This is a genomic window from Novosphingobium huizhouense, assembly GCF_020179475.1.
GTDB classification, from domain to species: Bacteria; Pseudomonadota; Alphaproteobacteria; order Sphingomonadales; family Sphingomonadaceae; genus Novosphingobium; species Novosphingobium huizhouense.
The window spans coordinates 1-22,123 of sequence record NZ_JAILXZ010000001.1 but is presented as its reverse complement, the minus strand read 5'-3'; the positions used below and the strand labels follow the sequence as shown (position 1 = coordinate 22,123).

Annotated in this window: 23 protein-coding genes and 1 tRNA gene; 12 read left to right on the top strand and 12 right to left on the bottom strand. The window is 64.2% G+C overall.

Annotated features, from left to right (window positions below):
* The first annotated feature begins 5 nt into the window (after positions 1 to 5).
* On the top strand, positions 6 to 515 hold the full coding sequence (locus K3A85_RS00120; protein WP_225204466.1) for a L,D-transpeptidase family protein: 510 nt from the start codon (positions 6 to 8) through the stop codon (positions 513 to 515).
* Positions 516 to 599: 84 nt separating this feature from the next.
* A complete protein-coding gene (locus tag K3A85_RS00115) occupies positions 600 to 1,631 on the top strand; it encodes a winged helix DNA-binding protein (protein WP_225204465.1) in 1,032 nt (343 codons plus the stop codon).
* Between the two features lie 282 nt (positions 1,632 to 1,913).
* Here the strand turns inward: K3A85_RS00115 and K3A85_RS00110 are convergent.
* Together K3A85_RS00110 and K3A85_RS00105 are read right to left on the bottom strand one after the other, a co-directional pair.
* Positions 1,914 to 1,989, bottom strand: a tRNA-Val gene (locus tag K3A85_RS00110).
* Positions 1,990 to 2,384: 395 nt separating this feature from the next.
* A complete protein-coding gene (locus tag K3A85_RS00105; protein ID WP_225204464.1) occupies positions 2,385 to 2,546 on the bottom strand; it encodes a hypothetical protein in 162 nt (53 codons plus the stop codon).
* Between the two features lie 22 nt (positions 2,547 to 2,568).
* Here K3A85_RS00105 and K3A85_RS00100 point away from each other — a divergent pair, with 22 nt between their 5' ends.
* Genes K3A85_RS00100 through K3A85_RS00085 form a run of 4 tightly spaced genes read left to right on the top strand, consistent with a single transcriptional unit; the run spans position 2,569 to position 9,120 of the window.
* Positions 2,569 to 5,328 (top strand): type I restriction endonuclease subunit R, encoded by a 2,760-nt coding sequence (locus tag K3A85_RS00100; protein ID WP_225204463.1) that lies wholly within the window; start codon positions 2,569 to 2,571, stop codon positions 5,326 to 5,328.
* A complete protein-coding gene (locus K3A85_RS00095) occupies positions 5,328 to 6,809 on the top strand; it encodes a restriction endonuclease subunit S (RefSeq protein ID WP_225204462.1) in 1,482 nt (493 codons plus the stop codon). Before K3A85_RS00100 ends, K3A85_RS00095 begins: the two co-directional genes overlap by 1 nt.
* Positions 6,806 to 7,672, top strand: a complete 867-nt coding sequence (locus K3A85_RS00090) for a DUF5655 domain-containing protein (protein ID WP_225204461.1) — start codon at positions 6,806 to 6,808, stop codon at positions 7,670 to 7,672. Before K3A85_RS00095 ends, K3A85_RS00090 begins: the two co-directional genes overlap by 4 nt.
* Positions 7,672 to 9,120, top strand: coding sequence for a type I restriction-modification system subunit M (locus K3A85_RS00085; protein WP_225204460.1), 1,449 nt, complete (start codon positions 7,672 to 7,674; stop codon positions 9,118 to 9,120). The genes K3A85_RS00090 and K3A85_RS00085 overlap by 1 nt, the downstream gene beginning before the upstream one ends.
* Before the next feature lie 236 nt (positions 9,121 to 9,356).
* Here the strand turns inward: K3A85_RS00085 and K3A85_RS00080 are convergent, their stop codons facing one another.
* The 4 genes from K3A85_RS00080 to K3A85_RS00065 form a co-directional block, all read right to left on the bottom strand.
* The gene (locus tag K3A85_RS00080; RefSeq protein WP_225204459.1) at positions 9,357 to 9,671 is read right to left on the bottom strand and encodes a nucleotidyltransferase domain-containing protein; all 315 of its coding nucleotides are present in this window, start codon (positions 9,669 to 9,671) and stop codon (positions 9,357 to 9,359) included.
* Positions 9,668 to 10,069: a nucleotidyltransferase substrate binding protein gene (locus tag K3A85_RS00075; protein ID WP_225204458.1), complete on the bottom strand. Its 402-nt coding sequence runs from the start codon at positions 10,067 to 10,069 to the stop codon at positions 9,668 to 9,670. The genes K3A85_RS00080 and K3A85_RS00075 overlap by 4 nt, the downstream gene beginning before the upstream one ends.
* 65 nt (positions 10,070 to 10,134) lie before the next feature.
* On the bottom strand, positions 10,135 to 10,521 hold the full coding sequence (locus tag K3A85_RS00070) for a nuclear transport factor 2 family protein (protein WP_225204457.1): 387 nt from the start codon (positions 10,519 to 10,521) through the stop codon (positions 10,135 to 10,137).
* A gap of 30 nt (positions 10,522 to 10,551) precedes the next feature.
* The gene (locus tag K3A85_RS00065) at positions 10,552 to 11,154 is read right to left on the bottom strand and encodes an NADPH-dependent F420 reductase (RefSeq protein WP_225204456.1); all 603 of its coding nucleotides are present in this window, start codon (positions 11,152 to 11,154) and stop codon (positions 10,552 to 10,554) included.
* A 120-nt stretch (positions 11,155 to 11,274) separates the two neighbouring features.
* Between K3A85_RS00065 and K3A85_RS00060 the strand changes: the two genes are divergently transcribed.
* Together K3A85_RS00060 and K3A85_RS00055 are read left to right on the top strand one after the other, a co-directional pair.
* Positions 11,275 to 12,204: a LysR family transcriptional regulator gene (locus K3A85_RS00060; protein ID WP_225204455.1), complete on the top strand. Its 930-nt coding sequence runs from the start codon at positions 11,275 to 11,277 to the stop codon at positions 12,202 to 12,204.
* 875 nt (positions 12,205 to 13,079) lie between these two features.
* Positions 13,080 to 13,676 carry a hypothetical protein gene (locus tag K3A85_RS00055; RefSeq protein WP_225204454.1) on the top strand — a complete coding sequence of 199 codons (597 nt, stop codon included), beginning with the start codon at positions 13,080 to 13,082 and terminating at the stop codon, positions 13,674 to 13,676.
* A 231-nt stretch (positions 13,677 to 13,907) separates the two neighbouring features.
* Here K3A85_RS00055 and K3A85_RS00050 read toward each other — a convergent pair whose 3' ends face one another.
* From K3A85_RS00050 to K3A85_RS00040, 3 genes are read right to left on the bottom strand one after another with little or no spacing between them, the layout of a single operon-like run.
* Positions 13,908 to 14,672 carry a sulfite exporter TauE/SafE family protein gene (locus K3A85_RS00050; RefSeq protein WP_225204453.1) on the bottom strand — a complete coding sequence of 255 codons (765 nt, stop codon included), beginning with the start codon at positions 14,670 to 14,672 and terminating at the stop codon, positions 13,908 to 13,910.
* Between the two features lie 3 nt (positions 14,673 to 14,675).
* A complete protein-coding gene (locus K3A85_RS00045; RefSeq protein WP_225204452.1) occupies positions 14,676 to 15,209 on the bottom strand; it encodes a rhodanese family protein in 534 nt (177 codons plus the stop codon).
* Positions 15,209 to 15,538, bottom strand: a complete 330-nt coding sequence (locus K3A85_RS00040; protein ID WP_404822869.1) for an ArsR/SmtB family transcription factor — start codon at positions 15,536 to 15,538, stop codon at positions 15,209 to 15,211. Before K3A85_RS00040 ends, K3A85_RS00045 begins: the two co-directional genes overlap by 1 nt.
* 67 nt (positions 15,539 to 15,605) lie before the next feature.
* On the opposite strand from K3A85_RS00040, the gene K3A85_RS00035 reads away from it, so the two are divergent.
* Both K3A85_RS00035 and K3A85_RS00030 read left to right on the top strand, forming a co-directional pair.
* On the top strand, positions 15,606 to 16,472 hold the full coding sequence (locus K3A85_RS00035; RefSeq protein WP_225204451.1) for an MBL fold metallo-hydrolase: 867 nt from the start codon (positions 15,606 to 15,608) through the stop codon (positions 16,470 to 16,472).
* Between the two features lie 222 nt (positions 16,473 to 16,694).
* Entirely contained in the window at positions 16,695 to 17,291 is a 597-nt protein-coding gene (locus tag K3A85_RS00030; RefSeq protein ID WP_225204450.1) for a hypothetical protein, read from the top strand.
* 264 nt (positions 17,292 to 17,555) lie between these two features.
* Here K3A85_RS00030 and K3A85_RS00025 read toward each other — a convergent pair whose 3' ends face one another.
* Positions 17,556 to 18,854: an aromatic ring-hydroxylating oxygenase subunit alpha gene (locus tag K3A85_RS00025; RefSeq protein WP_225204449.1), complete on the bottom strand. Its 1,299-nt coding sequence runs from the start codon at positions 18,852 to 18,854 to the stop codon at positions 17,556 to 17,558.
* A gap of 115 nt (positions 18,855 to 18,969) precedes the next feature.
* Between K3A85_RS00025 and K3A85_RS00020 the strand changes: the two genes are divergently transcribed.
* Both K3A85_RS00020 and K3A85_RS00015 read left to right on the top strand, forming a co-directional pair.
* On the top strand, positions 18,970 to 20,226 hold the full coding sequence (locus tag K3A85_RS00020) for an aromatic ring-hydroxylating oxygenase subunit alpha (protein ID WP_225204448.1): 1,257 nt from the start codon (positions 18,970 to 18,972) through the stop codon (positions 20,224 to 20,226).
* Positions 20,223 to 20,846 carry a TetR family transcriptional regulator C-terminal domain-containing protein gene (locus K3A85_RS00015; protein WP_225204447.1) on the top strand — a complete coding sequence of 208 codons (624 nt, stop codon included), beginning with the start codon at positions 20,223 to 20,225 and terminating at the stop codon, positions 20,844 to 20,846. Before K3A85_RS00020 ends, K3A85_RS00015 begins: the two co-directional genes overlap by 4 nt.
* 43 nt (positions 20,847 to 20,889) lie before the next feature.
* Here the strand turns inward: K3A85_RS00015 and arsH are convergent, their stop codons facing one another.
* Positions 20,890 to 21,642, bottom strand: a complete 753-nt coding sequence (gene arsH / locus K3A85_RS00010) for an arsenical resistance protein ArsH (RefSeq protein WP_225204446.1) — start codon at positions 21,640 to 21,642, stop codon at positions 20,890 to 20,892.
* On the bottom strand, positions 21,639 to 22,004 hold the full coding sequence (gene arsC / locus K3A85_RS00005) for an arsenate reductase (glutaredoxin) (RefSeq protein ID WP_263624633.1): 366 nt from the start codon (positions 22,002 to 22,004) through the stop codon (positions 21,639 to 21,641). Before arsC ends, arsH begins: the two co-directional genes overlap by 4 nt.
* Positions 22,005 to 22,123 lie beyond the last annotated feature (119 nt).

The following is a 22,123-nucleotide window of genomic DNA, read 5'->3' as shown; positions in this document are numbered from 1 at the left end:
GCGCCATGCGCCGCGGCCTGGTCCTGATCGGGTCGGCGGCGGCATGGCTTGCCGCGATTGCCCCCGGCTGCGCCGCGCAGGACGGCGATGCCCCTGTCGCCGCCTCGATCCTCGTCGAGAAGGCGGCGCGGCGGCTGACGCTGTTCGATGCCGCGGGAAGGACCTTGCGCGTCTATCGCGGGATCGCGCTCGGCGGCGCACCGGTGGGGCCGAAGCGCTTCGAGGGCGACAGGCGCACGCCCGAGGGGCGCTATGTGATCGACTATGGCAATCCCGACAGCGCCTATCACCTCTCGCTGCGCCTGTCCTATCCCGATTCGGCCGACGAGGCCCGCGCCGCGGCTGCGGGACGAAGTGCGGGCGGCCTCGTCTTCCTGCATGGCCAGCCCAATGGCTACGGAAAGACCCGTATCGCGGGCGACTGGACCGATGGCTGCATCGCCTTAAGTAACGCCGAAATCGACGAAATATGGAGCATGGTGGCTGACGGAACGCCGATCGAAATCCGACCTTGATCCATTATCGAGATATCGCCGATTGAACCCGGCCCCGTGTTCCCGTGATGTTCGCTTAAGGGGTACTACGGAGGGACTGCGTTCATGGGAGATTCGGCCGCACCGTTCGATCATAGTTTCGCGGCCGGGTCCGGTCCGGAGCGACGCGCCGGGGCGCCGGCGGTATCGATCTTCGCCGACCGCGGCTACCTGCGCGCCGAAATGGCCGAGGACGCGGCCGCGGCAGGATTGCGCGTGGCGCAAACCGGACCGCTCGAGCGGTTGCTGGCTGACGCGCCGGGCGGCGGGGGCGGGACGGGCGCGGTGGCGTCCGCCGAACTGGTACTGGTCGACTGTCCGATGGCCGAAGGTGCGCAGCTCGCTGCGTTGTCGAAGCTCGATCTCGATGCGGCGCGGACCGGCGCGGCGCTGGTGGTGTCGACCAGCATGGGCTCGCTTGACGATGTGTTCGGCTGCCTCGACCAGTCCGACGCACAGATCCTCGTCAGTCCGAGCCGGGCGGAGCGGGTCATCGCGCTGGGTCAGGTGCTCGCGCGCGCCGGGGCGCGGGTGCGCGAACTGTCCGAGGAGGACCGGCTTTCGCTGCTGCGGCTGACCGACCAGGTGACGCAGATCGCCCAGAAGCTTGAGGCGCTGTCCTCGGGCCAGCACGTGCTGTCGCCGAGTTCGACCGTCTTCCGCTTCGACGCGGCGGGTGATTTGGGCGAGGGCGGTGCCGAGCGGCTTGGCGATCGCCTGGTCAAGCCGCCGCGCCCGCCGATGCCCGATCCGCGCCTGGTGCGCCGGATCATCCGTCATCGCCAGGCGCGGGCGCGGTTCCTGCCGGCCGACCTCTTCGCCGATCCGGCATGGGACATGCTGCTCGACCTAACTGCCGCGCGCGAGGAACATACCCGTGTCTCGGTCACGTCGCTGTGCATCGCCTCGGGGGTGCCGCCCACGACCGCGCTGCGCTGGATCGGACAGATGACCGAAGCTGGGCTGCTGCAGCGCCTGGAAGACGAAACCGACCGTCGCCGCGCGTTCATCACACTTACCGAAAAGGCGGCCGATGCGATCGCGCGCTACTTCGCCGAAGTGCTCTCGCCGGCATCGGCGGCGGCGGCAGTGGTCTGAAGGGGCGAGAGACGAACGACGCGCGCTGCCGGAGGCGGGTCGACGAGCCGAGGTTCAGACCGGCGGCACGAGGACGTTGCGTTGGCCCTTTGACCTCGGCCTTGGATCTTGGCCTTGAACCCTGGCTTCGAAAACGTGGCGGTTCAAGGTCCGGTGGTCGAGTCGCTGACACGGGGATGCTGCAGCTTCATCGCCGTACTGCCGCAGCAAGGACGGCTCCTGCCGGGGGGACCGGCGCGGGCGCTTGCAAGGGCGGAGCACACCCGGGGGGGGGGCCGGACTTGGTGGGCGGTGACGGGCTCGAACCGCCGACCCTCTCGGTGTAAACGAGATGCTCTACCAACTGAGCTAACCGCCCGGACGCCCGGGAGGCGCGGTATTGCGCGGTTTTCCGGCGCGGGTCAAGGGTTCGTAAGGTGAGAACAGAGGCAGAAATTAGCAAGGAAATGGCATCTGGAGTGCGTGGAGTCCCGAAATAGTCCCGAACCTCAAAACGGGTTGGAACCAAGGAATTCCGCAGAGTTGGGGACGGAGAGCGTTGCAACTAGCGGCTTGATTGTCAGCCCAGCCTTCGCCGGGCATCTTACGCTGCTAGGCTCTCTCAAGGGGGCGGGATTTGTGCCAGGCAAAAAGTGTTTTGGTTGCATGGTGTTGCGCAAGCGCATGCGATGAAGCGTTTTCGCGCTCGAAGCGCTTGCTACACGATGTCGCAGAATGAAGCGTCCCAGGTTGGCGGGCCGGCGACCTGGCTGTTTATCTTCTTAATTGGGTCAAGGCTTGCTCGGCGCCTTCAAAACGGGCTTTGTCTGTGAACAGCTGCTTCGCTACCACGACGCAATTCTCTTCCATTGCATCCATGTGGTCGGCCATGCATATGACAACAGTCAGGCCGAGGAACGCTTCGGTTGAAGTCATTCTGGGGCCTTAGGGGTGGCCTGTGCCAACACCAGAGCAGATAGCGCGTCAGACGATTGATCGTCTCCTGTCGGCTGCCGGCTGGATATTGCAGGATCGCGACGCCTTTGACCGCACCGCATCTCTCGGTGTGGCGGTGCGTGAGTTTCCGCTGACCTCGGGTTACTGCGATTATCTACTCTTTGTGGATGGCAAGGCGGCTGGTGTCATCGAAGCCAAGCCGTCTGGCGTGACGCTGAGCGGCGTTGCCGAGCAATCGGACAAATACATGGGCGCTCTCCCGCAGCACCTGGCGCGGTGGGATGATATGTTGCTTTACGACTACGAGAGCACCGGGGACGAGACCTTCTTCCGCAACCTGCGCGATCCGAAGCCTCGCTCGCGTCGGTTGTTCGCGTTCCATCGCCCGGAGACACTGCGCGAATGGCTGATGCAGCCGAAGACGTTGCGGGCGGCCTTGCGCGACATGCCGGTGCTCGACAAGACCGGCCTGCGTGACTGCCAGGTTGAAGCTATCGAGGGGCTGGAGAAGTCGCTTGCCGAAGATAAGCCGCGCGCGCTGATCCAGCTTGCGACGGGCGCCGGCAAGACCTTCACCGCGTGTTCCTTCTCCTACCGCCTGATCAAGGAAGCCGGGGCGAAGCGCATCCTGTTCCTGGTCGATCGCAACAACCTCGGCGATCAGACGCTGAAGGAGTTCCAGAACTTCCATCCTCCTGGTGCTGCCAACCGCTTTACCGACACCTATATCGTGCAGCACCTTCATTCCTCCCGGCTCGATCCCGACGCGAAGGTTGTGATCACCACGATCCAGCGGCTCTACGCGATGCTACGCGGGAAGGAGCTTGCGCCCGAGGACGAAGAGCAATCGGGCTTCGAGAAGTGGTCGGCGGACGCCGCAAGTCAGCCCCCGATCGAATACAACCCCGACATCCCGATCGAGACCTTCGACTTCATCGTCACCGACGAATGCCATCGCTCCATCTACGGTCTTTGGCGGCAGGTGCTGGAATACTTCGACGCCTCGATCATCGGCCTCACCGCCACGCCGTCCAAGCACACGCTCGGCTTCTTCAACCAGAACCTCGTCGCCGAATACCCCTACGAGCGCTCGGTCGCCGACGGCGTCAACGTGGGCTACGAGGTCTACCGCATCCGCACCCGCGTGACCGAGCAGGGCGGGACGGTTGAGGGCGACGGCGAGTTCCAGGTGCCGGTCCGGGACAAGCGCACGCGCAAGGTGCGTTACGAGAGCCTCGACGCAGACATGGACTATACCGGGCAGGACCTGGACCGATCTGTGGTCAACCCGAACCAGATCCGCACCGTGTTGCAGACCTACCGGGACCGGGTGTTCACCGAGCTGTTCACCGACCGCAGCGGCGATTGGCTACCCAAGACGCTGATCTTCGCCAAGGACGACGCCCACGCCGAGGAGATCGTCACGATCGCGCGCGAGGTGTTCGGCGAGGGCAACGACTTCGCCAAGAAGATCACCTACCGCAACACCGGCGAGGACCCGAAGGCGCTGATCAAGGCGTTCCGCGTCGATCCTTTCCCGCGTATCGCAGTGACGGTCGACATGATCGCTACCGGCACCGACATCAAGCCGGTCGAAGTGCTGATCTTCATGCGCGACGTGAAATCTGAAGGCTACTACGAGCAGATGAAGGGCCGCGGGGTGCGCACCATCCCCGATGCGGACCTGCGCGCGGTGACGCCGGACGCCAAGACCAAGACCCGCTTCGTGCTGATCGACGCCGTGGGCGTGTCGGAAACCAAGAAGAATGTCAGCCAGCCGCTGGAGCGAAAGCGCACGGTCAGCTTCGAGGCGCTGCTCGAACAGATCGCCATGGGCCGGCGCGACGAGGATGCGCTGTCCTCGCTTGCGGCGCGCCTCGCCGCGCTCGATCGCAAGCTGGGCGATGCCGACCGCATGCGCGTTGCGGAACTGACGGGCGGCAGGACGCCGCGCGATCTCGCCAATGCCCTGCTCGATGCGATCGATGTCGACAAGCAGCAGGCGAGGGTGCGCGAGGAGCATGGTCCCTTCGCCACGGCCGAGCAGGAAGCCGCTGTGGTTTCGGCGATGACGGAGTCTGCCTGTGTGCCGTTCGACAAGCCTGCGGTGCGCACGGCGCTGAAGGACATCAAGGCCAGGACCGACGTGGTGATCGACGAGGTGACCACCGACGAAGTGCTGAGCGCAGGGTTCGACGCCAAGCGGGCGCAGGAGACGGTGACCAGCTTCAGGACTTTCATCGAGGAGCACCGGGACGAGCTGACCGCCTTGCAGATCCTCTACAACCAGCCGGTCGGCAGGCAGCGGTTGACCTATGCCCAGATTCGCGAGCTGGTGCAGCGGATGACCGACGCGCCGCCTTACCTGACGACGGCGACGGTGTGGCAGGCTTACAAGCGGCTCGATGCAGCCAAAGTGCGTGGCGCGCCTGTGGATGAACAGCTTACCGAGGTTGTCAGCCTCGTGCGTTTCGCGTTGGGGCAGGCGGATGCGCTGGAGCCTTTCGCCAGCGTGGTGGAACAGCGCTTCAACCTGTGGCTGGGGCGCGAGAAGAAGGCGGGGCGCGACTATACGGCCGAGCAGGAAGGCTGGCTGCGAGCCATCGCCGCCTTCATCGCCGCCAACGCCGAGATTGCGCCCGCAGATTTTCAGGAGGTGCCGAGCTTGGCCGACCAGGGTGGATTGCTGAAGGCGCGACCGCTGTTCGCGCCGCGCTTCGACGAGATGCTGGACGACTTGCAGACGGCGCTGGTGGCGTGATGACGGCTATTGCGCGGGAGTTACCTAAAGGCTGGATTGCAGTAACTTTGGAGGACGTGTGCCTTAAGATCACTGACGGCTCTCACAATCCTCCCGCTAAACAGCCCCACGGTCGCGCCATGTTGAGCGCGGTGAATATCTTCAACAACCAGATCAGTTTCGATCAGGTGCGCCTCATAACGCCCGATGATTTCGAGCGCGAAGATCGTCGGACAGAGGTCTCACCAGGCGATGTTCTCCTGACCATCGTTGGGTCGATAGGTCGGGTGGCTACCGTCCCCGCGACGGTGGAGAGATTCACGCTTCAGCGGAGCGTGGCGGTTTTGAAGCCTCATCACATACATTCTCGATTCCTAATGTATCAGATCGAGAGCAGCAGGCCGCAGGGATACCTCCGCGACAATGCGAAAGGGACCGCCCAAAAGGGGGTCTATCTTCGCACACTGGCGGCGATGCCCGTCGATCTGCCCCCCCTCGCCGAGCAGGAGCGCATCGTCGAGAAGATCGAGACGCTGTTCGCCGAGATCGACAAGGGCGAAGAGGCGCTGCGCGCGGTGCGCAAGCTGCTGGCACGCTATCGCCAGTCGGTGCTGAAAGCCGCCGTCACTGGCGCCCTCACCGCCGACTGGCGCGCCGCCAACGGCCAGCCCGCCGAAACCGGCCAGGACCTCCTTACCCGCATCCTCAAGCACCGCCGCGTAACGTGGCAAGGCCGTGGACGCTATGTGGAGCCGGTCGAGCCTGACACCCGCGATTTGCCTGAACTGCCCGACGGATGGGTCTGGGCGAGCCTCGCGCAGCTCACGCACATCAAGGGCGGCGTGACCGTGGACAAGAAGCATGAGCCGAACGATCCGGTCACGCTACCCTACCTGCGCGTTGCCAATGTGCAGAATGGCTATCTAGATCTCACCGAGATCAAGGACATCACGGTTGAGCGCGACCGGGCCGAGCAATGCCGTTTGAAGCCCGGCGATATCCTGATGAACGAGGGCGGTGACCGCGATAAACTGGGGCGAGGCTGGGTCTGGTCGGGCGAACTTGACCCCTGCATCCATCAAAATCACGTTTTTCGCGCCCGCCCAGTGCTGACCGAACTGAACTCGCGCTTCATCTCATATTACGCGAACGCATTTGGACAGCCGTTCTTCATGACCAAAGGCAAGCAGTCGGTGAATCTGGCGTCTATTAGCCTCACGGCGATTTCGGGTTTGCCGATCCCCTTGCCACCCATCGACGAGCAGAATGAACTGGTCGCCCGAATTGAGGAGGTCATCGACCAGATCGTCCACGGGACCGAAGCATGCAGCATGGAACTCGCCCGCTCCGCCGCCCTGCGCCAATCCATCCTCAGGCAAGCCTTCGCGGGCAAGCTCGTGCCGCAGGACCCGGCCGACGAACCCGCTGCAGACCTCCTCGCGCGCATCCGCGCGTCGCAAGCCGCCGCGCCCAAGCGCGCCCGCACGAAAGTCTTGGCATGAGCGACCTGAAACTGTTTCACACACGGGGCGGCGTGCTGTGCGAGCTGGAAAGCTCGTCCGCGCCGCTGGAAAAGGCGCTCCAGACGCGGTTCGAGACCAACCTCGAAACGCTGCTCGGCGTGCGCTTCCTCGCCAGTGAATATGTGACCAGTCACGGCGGGCGCATGGACACGCTGGGGATCGACGAGAACGGCTATCCCGTGATCATCGAATACTGGCTGATGGACCACCGCGGTGATTTCGAACTGCTGGTGCGCGACCGCTATGGCAAGGAAGTCGCCGACCAGATCGAATGGAGCGCCCCGCGCCTGATCTGCATCGCCGCCGACTTCACCAAATACGACGAGCACGCGGTCAAGCAGATGGGCCGCAACATCGAGCTGATCCGCTACCGCAAGTTCGGCGAGGATCTTCTGCTGCTGGAACTGCTGACGGCCGTCTCGGCAGCGTCGGGCGCCAAGGCTCCTAACGCGCCTTCGAAGGCGCTCAGCGGCGCTGGGAACGGCTATAAGACGGTAACCGAATATCTGGCCGACGCGGCGCCCGCGCTCGCCAACCTCCATGCCGATGTCGAGACCTATCTGCTGGGGCTGGCCGACGACGTGACCAAGAAGGTGACGCGGTTCTACCTCGCCTACCGTCGGATCAAGAATTTCGCCTGCGTCGAGGTGCGGCCGACGCTGGGGCAGCTCAAGGTGTTCCTCAAAATCGATCCCGATAGCGTCGAACTGCACGAAGGGTTCTCGCGCGATGTGCGCAAGATCGGCCATTTCGGCACCGGCGACCTCGAGCTGACGCTTGGCTCCTACGACGACTTCGAGCGCGCCAAGCCGTTGATCCTGCGCTCGTATGAGGAATCCTGATGAGCAACGAACAACTCGTCGCCAAGGTCTGGAACTATGCGCACGTGCTGCGCGACCAGGGCATCTCGTATGGCGACTATGTCGAGCAGATCACCTTCCTGCTGTTCCTCAAGATGGATCAGGAGCGGGCCGACCTGCTGGGCGAGGGCTCGTCGATCCCAGCGGAATGGAGCTGGTCGCGGCTCGCCGGCAAGGACGGTGACGCGCTTGAACTGCATTATCGCCACACGCTCGAGGCGCTGGCCAAGGCCGACGGCCTGATCGGAACGATCTTCCGCAAGGCGCAGAACAAGCTTTCTGACCCCGCAAAGCTCAAGCGCGTGGTCAGCCTGATCGACAAGGAAGGTCCGTGGATCGGCCACAGCGTCGACGTGAAGGGCGAGATCTACGAGGGCCTGCTCGAGCGCAACGCTTCGGAGGTGAAGTCCGGCGCGGGGCAATACTTCACGCCGCGCCCCGTCATCAATGCGATCGTGCGCTGCGTCGATCCCAGGATCGGCGAGACGGTGTGCGACCCCGCGTGTGGCACCGGCGGCTTCCTGCTCAGCGCCTATGACCACATGAAGAGCCAGAGCCAGGATCGCGATCGGCTGCGCCACCTGCGGCACCACTCGCTGCGCGGCTTCGACATTGTCGACGAGGTTGTGCGGCTGTGCGCGATGAACCTCTACCTTCATGGCGTGGGCAACGAGAGCAGTCCGGTCGAGCAGGCGGATGCTCTGGCGGGCGACAACGGCGAGCGTTTCGACGTCGTGATCGCCAACCCGCCGTTCGGCAAGAAGTCGAGCTACCGGGTGGTCGGCGAGGATGGTTCGGTCGAGACCGAGCGCGAGACCTACGAGCGCGAGGACTTCAAGTTCACCACCTCGAACAAGCAACTCAACTTCCTCCAGCACATCATGACGATCCTGGAGACAAATGGTCGCGCAGGTGTGGTGCTGCCCGACAACGTGCTGTTCGAGGCCAATCGCGCTGGCGAGGGCATCCGCAAGCGCCTGCTCGAGGGGTTCAATTTCCACACGCTGCTGCGCCTGCCGACGGGGATCTGGTATAGCCCCGGCGTGAAGGCGAACGTGCTCTTCTTCGACAAGCGCCCCGCATCGCGGGAAGCGCAGACGAAGGAGCTGTGGGTCTATGACTATCGCACCAACGTCCACAAGACGCTCAAGACCAAACGCCTGACCGCAACCGACCTCGATGACTTCGTTGCGTGCTACCACAAGCGCGAAGAGACCGATCGCTTCCGGCGCTTCAGCTATGACGAGCTTGTCGCGCGCGACAAGCTTAACCTCGACATCTTCTGGCTAAAGGACGACAGCCTTGAGGACATCGACAGCCTGCCGGAACCCGAGATCCTTGCGCAGGAGATCGCCGACAACCTCGCCGCTGCGCTGGAGCACTTTCGGGGGGTGAGCGAGGAACTGGCACCGATGGACGGGGAGGGCTGACGGGCCGGCGGGGTAGCGCCTGAACGGCAGCCGCCCCACAAGCCACGTGAAGGCAAGGGCTGCAAGACGTCTGGTGCGACAGCCTCGTCCTGCGTGGCTGTTGATCTTGATCGCGGCGACCACACACATGTGCTTACAGTCACGGCCATCTTGACCTCCTACCAGCTATCCGCGGCTTCGCGATGGTATAGAAATTCGATAAACTGCCCAAACGTCCCTATACATTCGGCGGTCGGTCAGTTTGCGGGAAAGAGGGCCACCCGCTTTGCATCGAGAATCGCGCCGAAGGCATCGGCAACGGCGCGGCGATCGATCAGATCGACCTTCCACGGCAGTGCGGATTCATCGAAAGCTTCCGCCAGCGCAGCCATCAGTTCGAGCGAGAGCGCAGCCGGCCCCTCCAGCACGAGATCGAGGTCCGACCAAGGCTTGGGCGTGCCGCCGGCACGGCTGCCGAATACGTCGACACGGACGCCGGGAGGCAGGTGCGCCTTCAAGATCGTGCGGACTTGCTCCAGCTCGCTTTCGGAGAGCGCCAGAGTGGAGGTCACGCCTGCGCCTCGAGCCGTTCCAGCAAGCCTCGCGCCTCGTTGAGGAACGCCGGGATCCCTTCGACGACCTGCACCGCCTTTGCCTCGTCATAGGTGTGCGAGGTGATGTTGCGCATTTCACGGAAGGTGCGCCAATCGGCCCATTCGCCTGCGACAAGCCCTTGTTCGACGCCGGTGCGGATCAGCGCGGGGAAGGTCATCCGGTCGACCTCCTCGGGGTTCGCAGCGCCCTGCTCGAGGGCCCGGCGCAGCATCTTGTGTGCCAGATCGTAGGTGAACTCGAACCGCTGGATCAGCCCGTCACGGATCTGCCCGTCGGAGACGTCCATGCGATAGCGAGAAAGACCTTCGTCCAACCGCGCAACGGCATTGGCAAGCGGGGTAAAGTCCAGCGGCATGGACCGCTGTTGCCACCATTGCACCTGCACTGGCAAGCACTGCGCGATCGTGGTTTCGTCGGACGTCACCCGTCTGGCATGCCGAGCAACACCCAGAGGCGCGCGATGCGTCCATCGACGATCTCGGCCGTATCGAAGCCGTGGACCATGGCTGGGTTCTCCGGCGTTCCGGCGTGCCAGCGCAGGGTGGCCATGCCGTGATGTCCAAGCGCTGCTCCATCCGGCACGAAAGCGAAGTCTGGGCCAAACCTGTCGAGGAGCTGGCCCGCGACATTTGCGATCGCCGCGCGGCCTTCGACGATCGTTCCCGGCTCGAACATCAAGGGGTTGTCGATATAGAGCCGCGCCACAGCCTCTGCGCGCAGCCTAGCGTTGCGCTGGTTGAAGACGTCCTGCAGGTTTACGCGGAGCAGGCGGTCGTAGTCGGGCTCGGCGATCGGTTGCTTGGTCATCGGTTCGTTCCTTCTGAAGAACAATGGTCGTCAGCCGAAGCGGACGAGGTTCTGGGCAGGCAGCGGACCGCCGGGGAACTCGGCAAGGCGCGCGCCGACCGCGAGCGCACCGAGATCGATACCGGCAAAGCCGAGACGCTCGATGGTCGCCGCGACGTCGGCCTTTGCTCCGGCATCGTCGCCCGAATAGAACAGCACGCGCCTCCCGCCTTCGGCTTGCGGGTCGCCAGCAAGGAGTTCGGCCTGGAGATGGTTGAACGCCTTCACGAGACGGGCGCCACGCGCCAGGCCGGCGACGATCTCGGAGGACGGCACGCCGCCGAGGTCGAACGGCTTGAACAGCGGCGCCTCGATGGGATTGTTGGTGTCGACGACGATGCGTCCGTTGAAGTCGGGGAGCGTTGCGAACAGCTCGGCCAGGCGCGACCAGTTGACCGCGACGAACACGATCTTCTTTTGCGCCGCTTCGGCGACCGTTCCTGCAGCGATGGTGTCGCCGAGCTCTGCGACGAGCGGCTCAAGGCTCTCGGGCCCGCGGCTGTTGGCGATGGTTGCGGAGATGCCGCTCCTTGCGAGCGCGCGTGCGATGGCAGTGCCGATCTGGCCTGCGCCGATGATGCCAATGCTGGTCATGGATCTTCTCCTCGTCTCGAGCCGGAATGGCTTGGTGACGAGGGATATGCGCTTGTCGGTCATCGACGATTAGACGCAAATTGCTTGCTTCATCTTCAACTGTGAGTTGAAGATGAAGCTATGGAGACGCTGGCTAATCTTGAATCGTTCGTGCGCAGCGCAGAGCTCGGCAGCTTCTCCGCAGCGGCCCGCAGGCTCGCGTTGACGCCTGCTGCGGTCAGCCGCAACGTGGCGATGCTCGAGCGCAACCTTGGCGTGCGACTGTTCCAGCGTTCGACCCGCAAGCTGACGCTGACTGAAACAGGCGAGGCGTTCCACCTGTCGATTGCCGAGAACCTCGCCGAACTGAAGGATGCGATCGCCGCCGCGGCATCTTCGGATAGCGAACCGGCAGGAGTGCTTCGGGTTAGCCTGCCGCCGACGTTCGGCATGCTGCACATCCTGCCGCTGCTGCCCGCCTTCATCGCTCGTTATCCCCGTGTGCAGCCCGAATGGCACTTCGAGAGCCGGCCGGCCGACATCATCGCAGAGGGATACGATGCGGCGATCGGGGGAGGCTTCGACCTTGCGCCGGGGATCGTCGCGCGCAGCCTTGCGCCCGCCCACATCATCGCCGTGGCATCGCCTGCCTACATGAAGGGCCGCCGCATCCCGGATCGGCCGGAACACCTTGGCGAGCTCGATGGCATCGTCATGCGCTCGCTGCAATCGGGCAGGACCCGGCACTGGGCGATGCGCAATGTCCGGGGAGAGGAGATGCCGGCGCCGCTTCGGGAGACGGTCGTATTCAACGATCCTGCCGCCATGCGACAGGGCGCGCTGCTGGGGCTTGGCGTGGCGATGCTGGCGGTGCCCGATGTCGTAGCCGATCTCGAGGCCGGCGCTCTGGTGCGGCTGGTCCCGCGCTGGTATGCCGACGCCGGAGCGATCTCGATCTACTTCGCGTCCCGGACACTGCTACCCGCCAAGACGCGCGTCTTCGTCGACTGGGTGGCAGACGCCTTCCGCACCGCGCGCCTTGCCGAACGCTTCGCCGGCAGCCTGGGTTGATGCGTGAGGGCGGCCCCGGACAGGGGTGGGAAGCCGATGGAGCCTCTGGGTGACGGCGGCATCGCCCGGAGGCACGGAACGCCGTAAGCCATTGACGATGCAAAATTTCAGCCAACGGGGGAGTATGCTCTAAAATGCCCTCAGAGCCTCGCTGAACGCCGCTGCAAGGTTCTGGCTACCCGAGTTCCCCTCGGCCCCGCATTGTCGCTCTGGGTGCCCTTCCAGGGCATTCTGGGAAGTTTGCAGCCGCGAAGTCCACTCGAGCTCCGATCAGGGCGCGCTTCTCCAGCGCATGCCGGAATCAGCGCGCTTCGCTTGAACGCCGCGGACTTCTCTTTTCCGGGGTCCGAACTTTACTGAACCGAGCGCAGCTCTGTTTCTCGAACGAAGTGAGAGAAACCAAGATTATAGAATCTATAAATAATATATATAAATAACAAGATTCTAACGCGTGCGGGCGTAGCGTGCGCCTGCGGGCATGCCTGCGCGTTGCATGTCTTGTAGGATCACGTCAAGCATCATTCCGCGGCGGGCAGCCCGAAGGGCCTGAGGGGGGCGAGAACGCCATCAGCGGTCGTCCAGTTGGTCGCGCGAGAGTTGTCGAGTGGGCGGTGGTCCTTGCGCACCGTTTCGACCTAGAAGTGCGCCGCCAGGTTGGGCCGCCAACGCAGTCGAGGGTGGCTGCGCTCCAGAGTGATTTCCGACCTCGGCGGATAGGCAGCATCGGGATGGAGTTACGCGCCGACCCTTGGACTTCTCGGTTCTGGCGCGTGAAGTTATGCGGCTGATTTTCTTGAATTATCGGATAACTTCCCACCCGACATGCATGCACATCGCTGTCATGGTGACCGCATCAACAATCACTAGAGGTCACCATGAACACCAAGATCTTCGAATTCAACACGCGATCGCTGCCAAAGCCGCTCACGGTCTGCGCGAGCAACTTCGATCAGGCATCGGAATTGTATGGTTTGTGGTCGCAGACGCATGCCCCGTTCCTCGAGCTCGGCGAGGCGGAGGCAAAGGTCTCGACGTGGCAGGCGATGATGGACGTGAACCCGCAGCTTGCTGACGCAGCGCGGTCGGGGCTTGTCGGGGTCGCATATTGGGTTGGTCATCGCGAGGGCTGGCGCATTGCACCGGCAGACGCGGAGCCCGCCGGGATCATCTTCCCGCTCGAACCACCCATGAAATGCTTCGTCTTCCAGGACGACGACATGGGTGAACTGCTGATCATCGCCGAGGCTCGCCGGGGAGCGTTGCTCGCCTACGAGTTTTACATCGACGACCTTCCGGGATGGAAGAACGCGATGTGCGCGATCACTGAGATCTCGCCGTGGCTGCTCACCGGCCCGAAGGTCCGTCTGCGCGAGCTGATGGACGCAGGTTGGGATGGCGTCGGCGTTCCGGGTGAGAACGGCGAGTGGACCATCATCCCGTTCGAGGAGTTCGCTAAGCGCAGCGGGGGCTGACGCAGCTTCACGTGGCGCGGTGGATGGCTGGACTGCACCCCTGCGCCACGTGCCTGCCGGCGGCCTTCTAGTGTCCATTTATGGCGCCGCAGCCGTATCACCCCGCGATTCGCGAGCATAAACGCTTGGCCAACACGGCCTGCGCTTCGCTTAGCCGGTCTCCCGCGACAAGATCGTCCCAATATTCTCGACCTTGCCGACGCAAACTGCAGGCTGCGCCTAGCACGCAATCTACCGCCTCAGCAGGATGTAGAGCGCCACGGCAATAATCATGGCGGCGAAGATCGTGCGTCCGGTGCGGGGATCACGGGCGAGACGCCGGGCGAGCGGTGTCGCAATCAGGGTGCCGAGCGCTCCGCCGACAACAAGCGCGCCGAACAGCGGCCAGGAGACATCCCCAGATGCACCATAATAGGCGCTCGTCGCCGCGCCGAAAAGCGCGACCGACAACAGGGATGATGCGCCAGCGTTTGCGAGCGTCATTCCCGTCGCAGCCATGAGGCCGGGTGCGATGAGGAAGCCGCCGCCGATCCCGAAGAACCCGGCAGCGAGGCCGGTCAGGAAGCCGAGCGGCGCGAGTTTTGGCACCATCGCGCCTGTCAGGTGGACCGCAGGATCGCCGTTGGACCGTTTTGGTCGCAACATCGAAAGTGCGATGGCGATCATTGCGGCGGCGAACCAGGTGAGCAGCGCGCGCCCGTCGACCTGCTTGGCCAGGTGCGCGCCCACCAGCGAACCCGTCACGCCGGTAAGCGCGAAGACGACGGCGCAAGGCCATTTGACCCGTCCTGCGCGCGCCTGAGCGGCGAGGCCGGTCGCGGCGTTTACGGCAACGGCCGCAGCCGAAGTCCCGATGGCGAGGTGAATATCGGTCAGCCCCACGACATAGATCAGCCATGGCGTCGCCAGCACCGACCCGCCCCCGCCGAACAGGGTCAGCAGCAGCCCGACGATTGCACCACCTGCGCTGGCCAGCAGAAGCGTCGCCGTGTCCATGGCTCAGGACGCCACGCTGCGATTCCACGGCGCGAGGCTGAGCACACGCGCCATGCCGCAGGTTCCGGTTGCTCCGGCAACGGTCAGTCCCGCGCCGACGAAGGCGGACAAGCCGATCCAGGCCGGGGCGACGAGCAAGCTCAGCCCAACACCGGCGAGTATCAGCAGACCTGCGGCCATCTGGACCTGCCGGTTGAGCTCGAGCGGCGCTTTCCGATCCCGTTCGACCGGCAACCCTTCGCGCATCCAGGCGTCGAGCCCTCCGTCGAGGACATAGGCCGGGCCATCGACCCGAACCGCGAGCCGGTCGCAGGCATTGGCCGTGCGCATGCCGGAACGGCAGGTGAAGATGACGTCGGCGCCGGGTTCGATCGCGAGATGGGCGTGCTCTAGGGCAGAGAGCGGCACCGACCGCGCGCCGGCAATGTGGACCCGGGCGAACTCGTCGCTTTCACGAATGTCGATCAGCACCGCCTTGCCGGAAGCAAGGCGGTTGCGGACGTCGGCGGGCGCAAGCTTGTGCAGAATAGCGGTCATCAGTTGTCCTCCGGGTCGCGCGGGCAGAATAGTTCCGCCAGCGTCTGCATCACCCGCAGCGCCGAAGGATCGGCGATGCGGTAGTGGATGGTCTGACCTTCGCGCCGCGTCGCCACCACGCCCTGCTCGCGCAGGAGCGCAAGGTGCTGCGAAAGCGCAGATTGCGACAACGCCACCCGTTCCTGCAGAGCACCTACCGAGCGTTCCCCATCGACGAGCTGGCAAAGCACCAGCAGCCGCTTCTCGTTGCCAAGCAGCTTGAGCAGCCCTGCAGCTTCGGTGGCGGCAGCTTCGAAGGCGGCGCGGTCGAACTTGGTCAGATCCATCATGGTGCTCCATATATTCATTGAATCTAATTTAGCAATGACTAATATGATGGTTCAAAGGAGAGTCGCCATGACCGCATCCCTCGCCGTTCAGGCCTTTTTCGACCCCGCCACGTTCACTGTAACCTATCTGGTCCACGATCCCTCGACCAAGGTCGCGGCGATCGTTGACCCGGTGCTCGACTACGATCCGCGTAACGCTCGCACCTCGACCAGCTCGGCTGATGCGGTCCTCGCGGAGATCGAGGCGCAGGGTCTCGAACTTGCCTGGCTGCTCGAGACGCATGCCCATGCCGACCATTTATCGGCGGCGCACTACCTGCGCGCGAAGACAGGCGCACCAGTGGTGATCGGCTCGCGCATCGTCGACGTCCTGCGCACATTCGTCCCCCTTTTCGCAGCGAACGACGCACCGCTCGATGGCGTGCAGTTCGACCGGCTTGTGAGCGATGGCGAAACCCTGCCACTGGGCTCGATGGAGATCCGCGTGCTGCACACCCCGGGGCACACGCCGGCCTGCGTCACCTACCATGTCGGCGATGCCGCGTTCGTGGGCGACACACTGTTCATGCCTGACTACGGCACCGCCCGCAGCGATTTTCCCGGCGGCTCGGCCGAGCAGCTCTATCGTTCGATCCGCCGAATCCTCGAACTGCCTGCAGCGACACGAATCTTCGTCGGGCACGACTACCTCCCTGCAGGCCGCAGCGAATACCGCTGGGAGACGACCGTTGGGGAGCAGCGTGCCGAGAACGTCCACATCCACGACGGGATCTGCGAGGAAGCGTTCGTGGCCCTACGCAACGAGCGTGACGCCAAGTTGGCGCCGCCGGTGCTGATCCTGCCGGCGCTGCAGGTGAACGTCCGCGCTGGGGCCCTGCCGCCAGCCGAGGAGAATGGGATACGCTACCTCAGGCTGCCGCTCAACATGCTCTAGGCATGCGCGGCAAGCCTCGCGAATATCGGTCGGCACCCGAGCGATTTCCGACCTCGGCGGATAGGCAGCATCGGGGTGGCGATCGGCGTTCCAGCTAGGACATCTCGATCCTCACGGGCCCAGTCATGCGGCTGATTTTGCTGAATTATCGGCAGATTTCCCACCCGACATGCGTGCATATCGCTGTCATGGTGACCGTATCGACAACGACACGAGGTCATCATGAAGACCAAGATCTTCGAATTCAACACGCGATCTCTGCCTAAGCCGCTTATCGTCTGTGCGCAGGACTTCGATCAGGCATCCGAGTTGTATGGCTTGTGGTGCCTGACCCATGCCCCGTTCCTCGAGCTCGGCGAGGCGGAGGCAAAGGTCTCGACCTGGCAGGCGATGATGGACGTGAACCCGCAGCTCGCCGATGCAGCGCGTTCGGGGCTCGTCGGGGTCGCTTATTGGGTCGGTCACCGCGAGGGCTGGCGTATTGCACCGGCAGACGCGGAGGCTGCCGGGATCATCTTCCCGCTCGACCCGCCGATGAAGTGCTTCGTCTTCCAGGACGACGACATGGGCGAGCTGCTGATCATCGCCGAGGCTCGGCGCGGCGCGTTGCTCGCCTACGAGTTCTACGTCGACGATCTTCCCGGCTGGAAGGACGCAATGTGCGCGATCACCGAACTCTCGCCGTGGTTGCTCACCGGCCCGAAGGTTAGGCTGCGCGAGCTGATGGACGCAGGCTGGGATGGCGTCGGCGTTCCGGGTGAGAACGGCGAGTGGACGATCATCCCGTTCGAGGAGTTCGCCAGGCGCAGCAGGGGCTGACGCATCCTCACGCGGCGCGGCGGGCGCCTGGACGGCGTTCTCGCGCCAGGTGCCTGCCGGCGGCCTCGTAGTGTCCATTTATGGCGCCGCAGCCGTATCCCGCGCGGGTGTGCAGGCTGGCGCGAACAATCCACAGCGGCGGCGTGAGAACCACCTCCTGGAGCCCTTCTCCGCCTCGCCGAGCAAGCCGGGACAGCCGGCGCACGAAGATTGCCACCTACAACGTCAACGGCGTGTAAGGCTGCTTGCCCAGGCCGGCCTCGCTTACTCTGCAGGCTCGTGCACTGGCTCTTCGAGCATTGCGATGCGAGGGTCGTTTGGCCAGACCCAATCGTCGCCGATCACCTGGTCCACGCGCAGCTCAGGGGGGATCGCATCGATGCCGATCATCCGGTCGCAATGCTGGTGGAACCAATAAATCCGAGATTCCTGGTAGCTGAGCGGCACGCTCTTGAACCCGCGGCTTTCCATCGAGCGCTGGATCGCCTCTCCAAACTGCGTGTCTTCCTGGATGAGCTTGGCCATCGCACGCCCATTGGGAGAGGTCGCGTCGGGGACGGTCCAAAGGTCTGGCGCCTCGCCGTCTCCCCAGTCAGGAGCCATCGTGATGAGCTCCAGCCGAGTGGTGTTGAGCGAGGTCGGCCAGAAGATCAGCGGCGGGACAAAATAGTTGGAGAGTGGCGAAACCCAGTTGGGGAAGATCGTGTAGCTCTGCGTGTGAGTGCGCCCCAACTCGCCCACGGTATCGATGGTGGCCCAGTTCGGCGCGTTCTCGAGCGCGCGGACATGCGTGCCCTTGAGGGTGCGTGGGGGCGGGGCGAGCATGCGGCCGTGTCCGCCTGCATAAAGGTGATTCACGTTGCGTTTGGCATCCACCAGCGGCGCGACCGTGTCGGGGTGGATGAAAGGCACATGGTAGACCTCCATGTTCGCTTCCATCGCCACCTTCCAATTGCATGCCAGGTCGAAGGAGTGCCGCGCGGCGAGGCGCAGCTTGTCGAAGCCGAACTCCTCCCACTCCTGCGCAATCGGGCCGAGAAAATCGCGCAACGAGGGCGCGTGATCGTCGAAATTCACGAAGATCAGATTGCCGAACATCTCGCAGCGGACCGGGATGAGGCCGCGCGTTGCCAAGTCGAGATCGACAAAGTCCTGACGTTCGGGCACGCCGATCAAGGTGCCATCGGTCTTGTAGGTCCAGGCGTGGTAAGGGCACACCAGCCGCCGCGTGCAGCCCTTGTCTTCGGTCACCACTGGCGCGCCGCGGTGCCGGCAGGTGTTGTAGAAGGCGCGCACCACCCCGTCGGTGCCGTGGACGATGATGATCGGATCGCCAGCGTTGTTCCAGCGCATGAAGCTGCCCGGCTCGGGCACCTCGTCCAGATGCGCAGCGAACAGCCATGTGGCGCGGAAGATATGCTCCTGCTCCAGCGCGTAATAGTCGGCGCTGGTGTAACGCGCAGCGGGCACGTCGGGCAGACGCGGGAAGCCCGGCGGAGGCGCCTTACGCTGGCCTTCCCATTCCATTAGCGCCTTCATCGTGGCGATCGTGGCCGTGTTCATTTGCGCATCTCCCTATGCGAACCGCTAGTTTATATGAAACGTGTGTTGCATAAAGATGGCCGCAGGATCACCTCGCAAAAGCGAGAGGTGACAGGAGAGAGGCCGCCCGATGCAAATGACCGACATTGATCGCGAAGTCGACGCCCGCGAGGCACCGATAAGCGGCGCAGCGCGATCGACGCTCGAAAAGCATGCCGCAGCATTGCTGCGACACACTGCGGACGGCACTTTTCCGCTCGCGGCTGGTGTGATGCCGCTCGAAGCGGACCATTACACCTCGGCCGAGCGTTTCGCAGCCGAGAAGCGGTTTGTCTTCCAGCGCGTGCCGCTGACGCTCGCCGCTTCGTGCGAGATACCCGAGGCCGGCGACTACAAGACGCTCGAAGTCGCCGGCATTCCCGTGCTGCTGGTGCGCGACAGGCAAGGCAAAGCGCATGTGCTTCTCAACGCCTGCACGCATCGCGGCGCGGCCGTGGCGAGCGGTTGCGGAACGGCAGCACGGTTCACCTGTCCCTATCATGGCTGGACCTTCAGCCAGGACGGAGCGCTCATCGGTATCGCGAGCGCCGACGATTTTGGCCGCGTCTATAAGGCGCTGCTCTCCATGAAACGTTTCCCGGTCGCGGAGCGCGCTGGGTTGATCTGGGCAATTCTCGATCCCGCTAGTCCGCATAATCCAGCGAAAATGCTCAGCGGGATCGATGATCTGATCTCGGGCTTTGGCTTGGCCGACTGGTCCGTGATCGAGAGCCGCATCCTCACCGGCCCTAACTGGAAGCTCGCCTTCGACGCGCATCTCGAGTTCTATCACCTGCCAGTCCTGCACCGCGAGACCTTCGGCCCGCAGCGGAGCAACCGCGCCTTCTATTTCGCGCAGGGCCCACATCAACGGGTGATCGCGCCGCAGGGACCCGCAAGCGAGCGCGCGCCCGACGATCTCTATGCCTTCGGTCGCGTGCCCACACGGGATGAGCCGCTCGATCCGCTTTTGATGGGTGAATGGATCCTCTTCCCTGGCACCTCGATCAACACCTTCTACATCGCAGGGATCCGCTGCGTCCTGTTGTCGATCGTCGTGCCGGGTGCCGAGGTCGACACCTCCACCACAACGCAGACCTTCCTCGCTGAGACTCCCCCCCAGGATGATACAGCGCGGTCTGCGATGGCCGACATGACGGCCTTCCTGGCCCACGTGGTGGGTGACGAGGACATGCCGACCTCAGCCTTCCAGCAGCAGGTGATGGGAACCGGCCTGCTGGGCGAGGTGCGGTTTGGGCGCAACGAGGGCGGCTTGCAGCACTTTCACATGTGGCTAGATCGGGTGATCGCGGCCGATGACGCTGCGCTGATGGAGCTGTTATGCCAGCCGTGATCGACCACGATGCCCGCCGCAACACGCTTGCCGAAATCGCAGCGGACCTCGTCGCGACCGGAGGCGCAGAGGCTGCCACCGTGCGTGCTGTTGCCGCGGCAGCCGGCTTCAGCACCAAGGCAGTCACGCACTACTTCCCTGACAAGCGCGCGCTGATGCTGCTTACCTATCGTCACGCGGCCCTGACCTCGAAGGCGCGCACCGATGCTTCCCAGCCCAAGGATCGTGGAGACCTCGGCGCGTTGTTTCGCGCCTTGCTGCCGATCGATCCCAGAGTGACTCGCGATTGGCGGGTCTGGTTTTGCTTCTGGGGCATGGCGATCGCCGATCCAGAATACGCCGCCGAGCAGCGCGAGCGGATGCGCGCTTTCGTGGCGCAGATCGAAGCGGTGCTCGCTGCCGACCCGGACTTTGCGCACATTGCCCCAGGAAATCGACCGGCAATCGCCAGCGCACTCTTCGCCCAGTTGGTCGGGATTGTCACGCAAGCGACCTTCGACGCGGAACACTGGCCCCCACTTCGGCAGGTGGAAGCAATCGACGGAGCAATCTCGCGCGTGCGCGGCTGGGAGAAGACCAGCAATCAAGCGCCGGTGTGTGGCGAGCTGGCGGGTAACTGAGAGCGGATCGATTTGCTGCGCCACACTATCATCTGGCCAACCGTTAGCACTTAATTGAACCGAGGATTTCTGCTGCGGCGACCGGCCGATCCTGCTCCACACGTTCGGAATAGCGGTCCACGAGCCGGTTGGCGTGGGGGCGCAGCAGAACGGTAAAGCGCACGAGCTCCTCCATCACATCGACGATGCGGTCGTAATAGCTCGAGGGCTTCATCCGGCCTGCCGCGTCGAACTCGTCGTAAGCCTTGGCCACGCTCGACTGGTTGGGGATCGTGAACATCCGCATCCACCGGCCGAGCACGCGCAAGGTGTTGACCGAGTTGAAGGACTGCGAGCCGGCGCTGACCTGCATCACGGCGAGAGTGCGCCCCTGCGTCGGACGCAGGCCCTTGTAGGCGAGCGGCAGGTGGTCAATCTGCGTCTTCATGATCCCGGTGATCTGGCCGTGCCGTTCTGGGCTGCACCACACCTGGCCCTCGGACCACAGCGAATGTTCGCGCAGTTCGTGGACGGCCGGATGATCGTCGCCCGCCATCTGGTCGGGCAACGGCAGGTCGGAAGGATCGAAGATGCGCGTCTCGCAGCCGAAATACTGGAGCAGCCGGGCCGCTTCCTCGACCACCAGTCGCGAATAGGAGCGTTCGCGCAGCGAGCCGTAGAGCAACAGGATGCGCGGCGGGTGGTCCATCGGGCCGAGACCAAGCGCGGGGCTGGCGTCGCAATAGGCCGGCTTGAGCGCCGGCAGGTGCCCGGGGGAATCGAGCCTGCGCAGCCGGACGTGGCGCATCTCGCTCATCTTACCCGATTGCCGGCGGCGTCGATCACCTGTTCCCCGTCCTCCTTGGCGAAGGCGCCCTGCTGCGGCGTGGGGATCAGGTCGAGCACCTGCTCGGACGGGCGGCACAGCCGGACCCCGAGCGGCGAGACCACAAGCGGACGGTTGATCAGCGCCGGGTGCGCCATCATCGCATCGAGCAGGGTATCGTCGGACAGGCTCTCGTCGCCAAGGCCGAGCTCGGCATAAGGCGTGCCCTTTTCACGCAGCAGTTCGCGCGGCGTGATCCCGGCCCGTGCGATCAGGCTCGCCAGCAGCGCGCGGCTGGGCGGGGTCTTGAGGTATTCGACCACGTGGGGTTCGATCCCGGCATTGCGGATCATCGCGATGGTGTTGCGCGAGGTGCCGCAGGCCGGGTTGTGGTAGACGACGATGTCGATCGGGGCGGTGTTGGTCGCGGTGTTGATGACGGTGTTGGTCGCGCGGGCGGCTTCAGGCATCG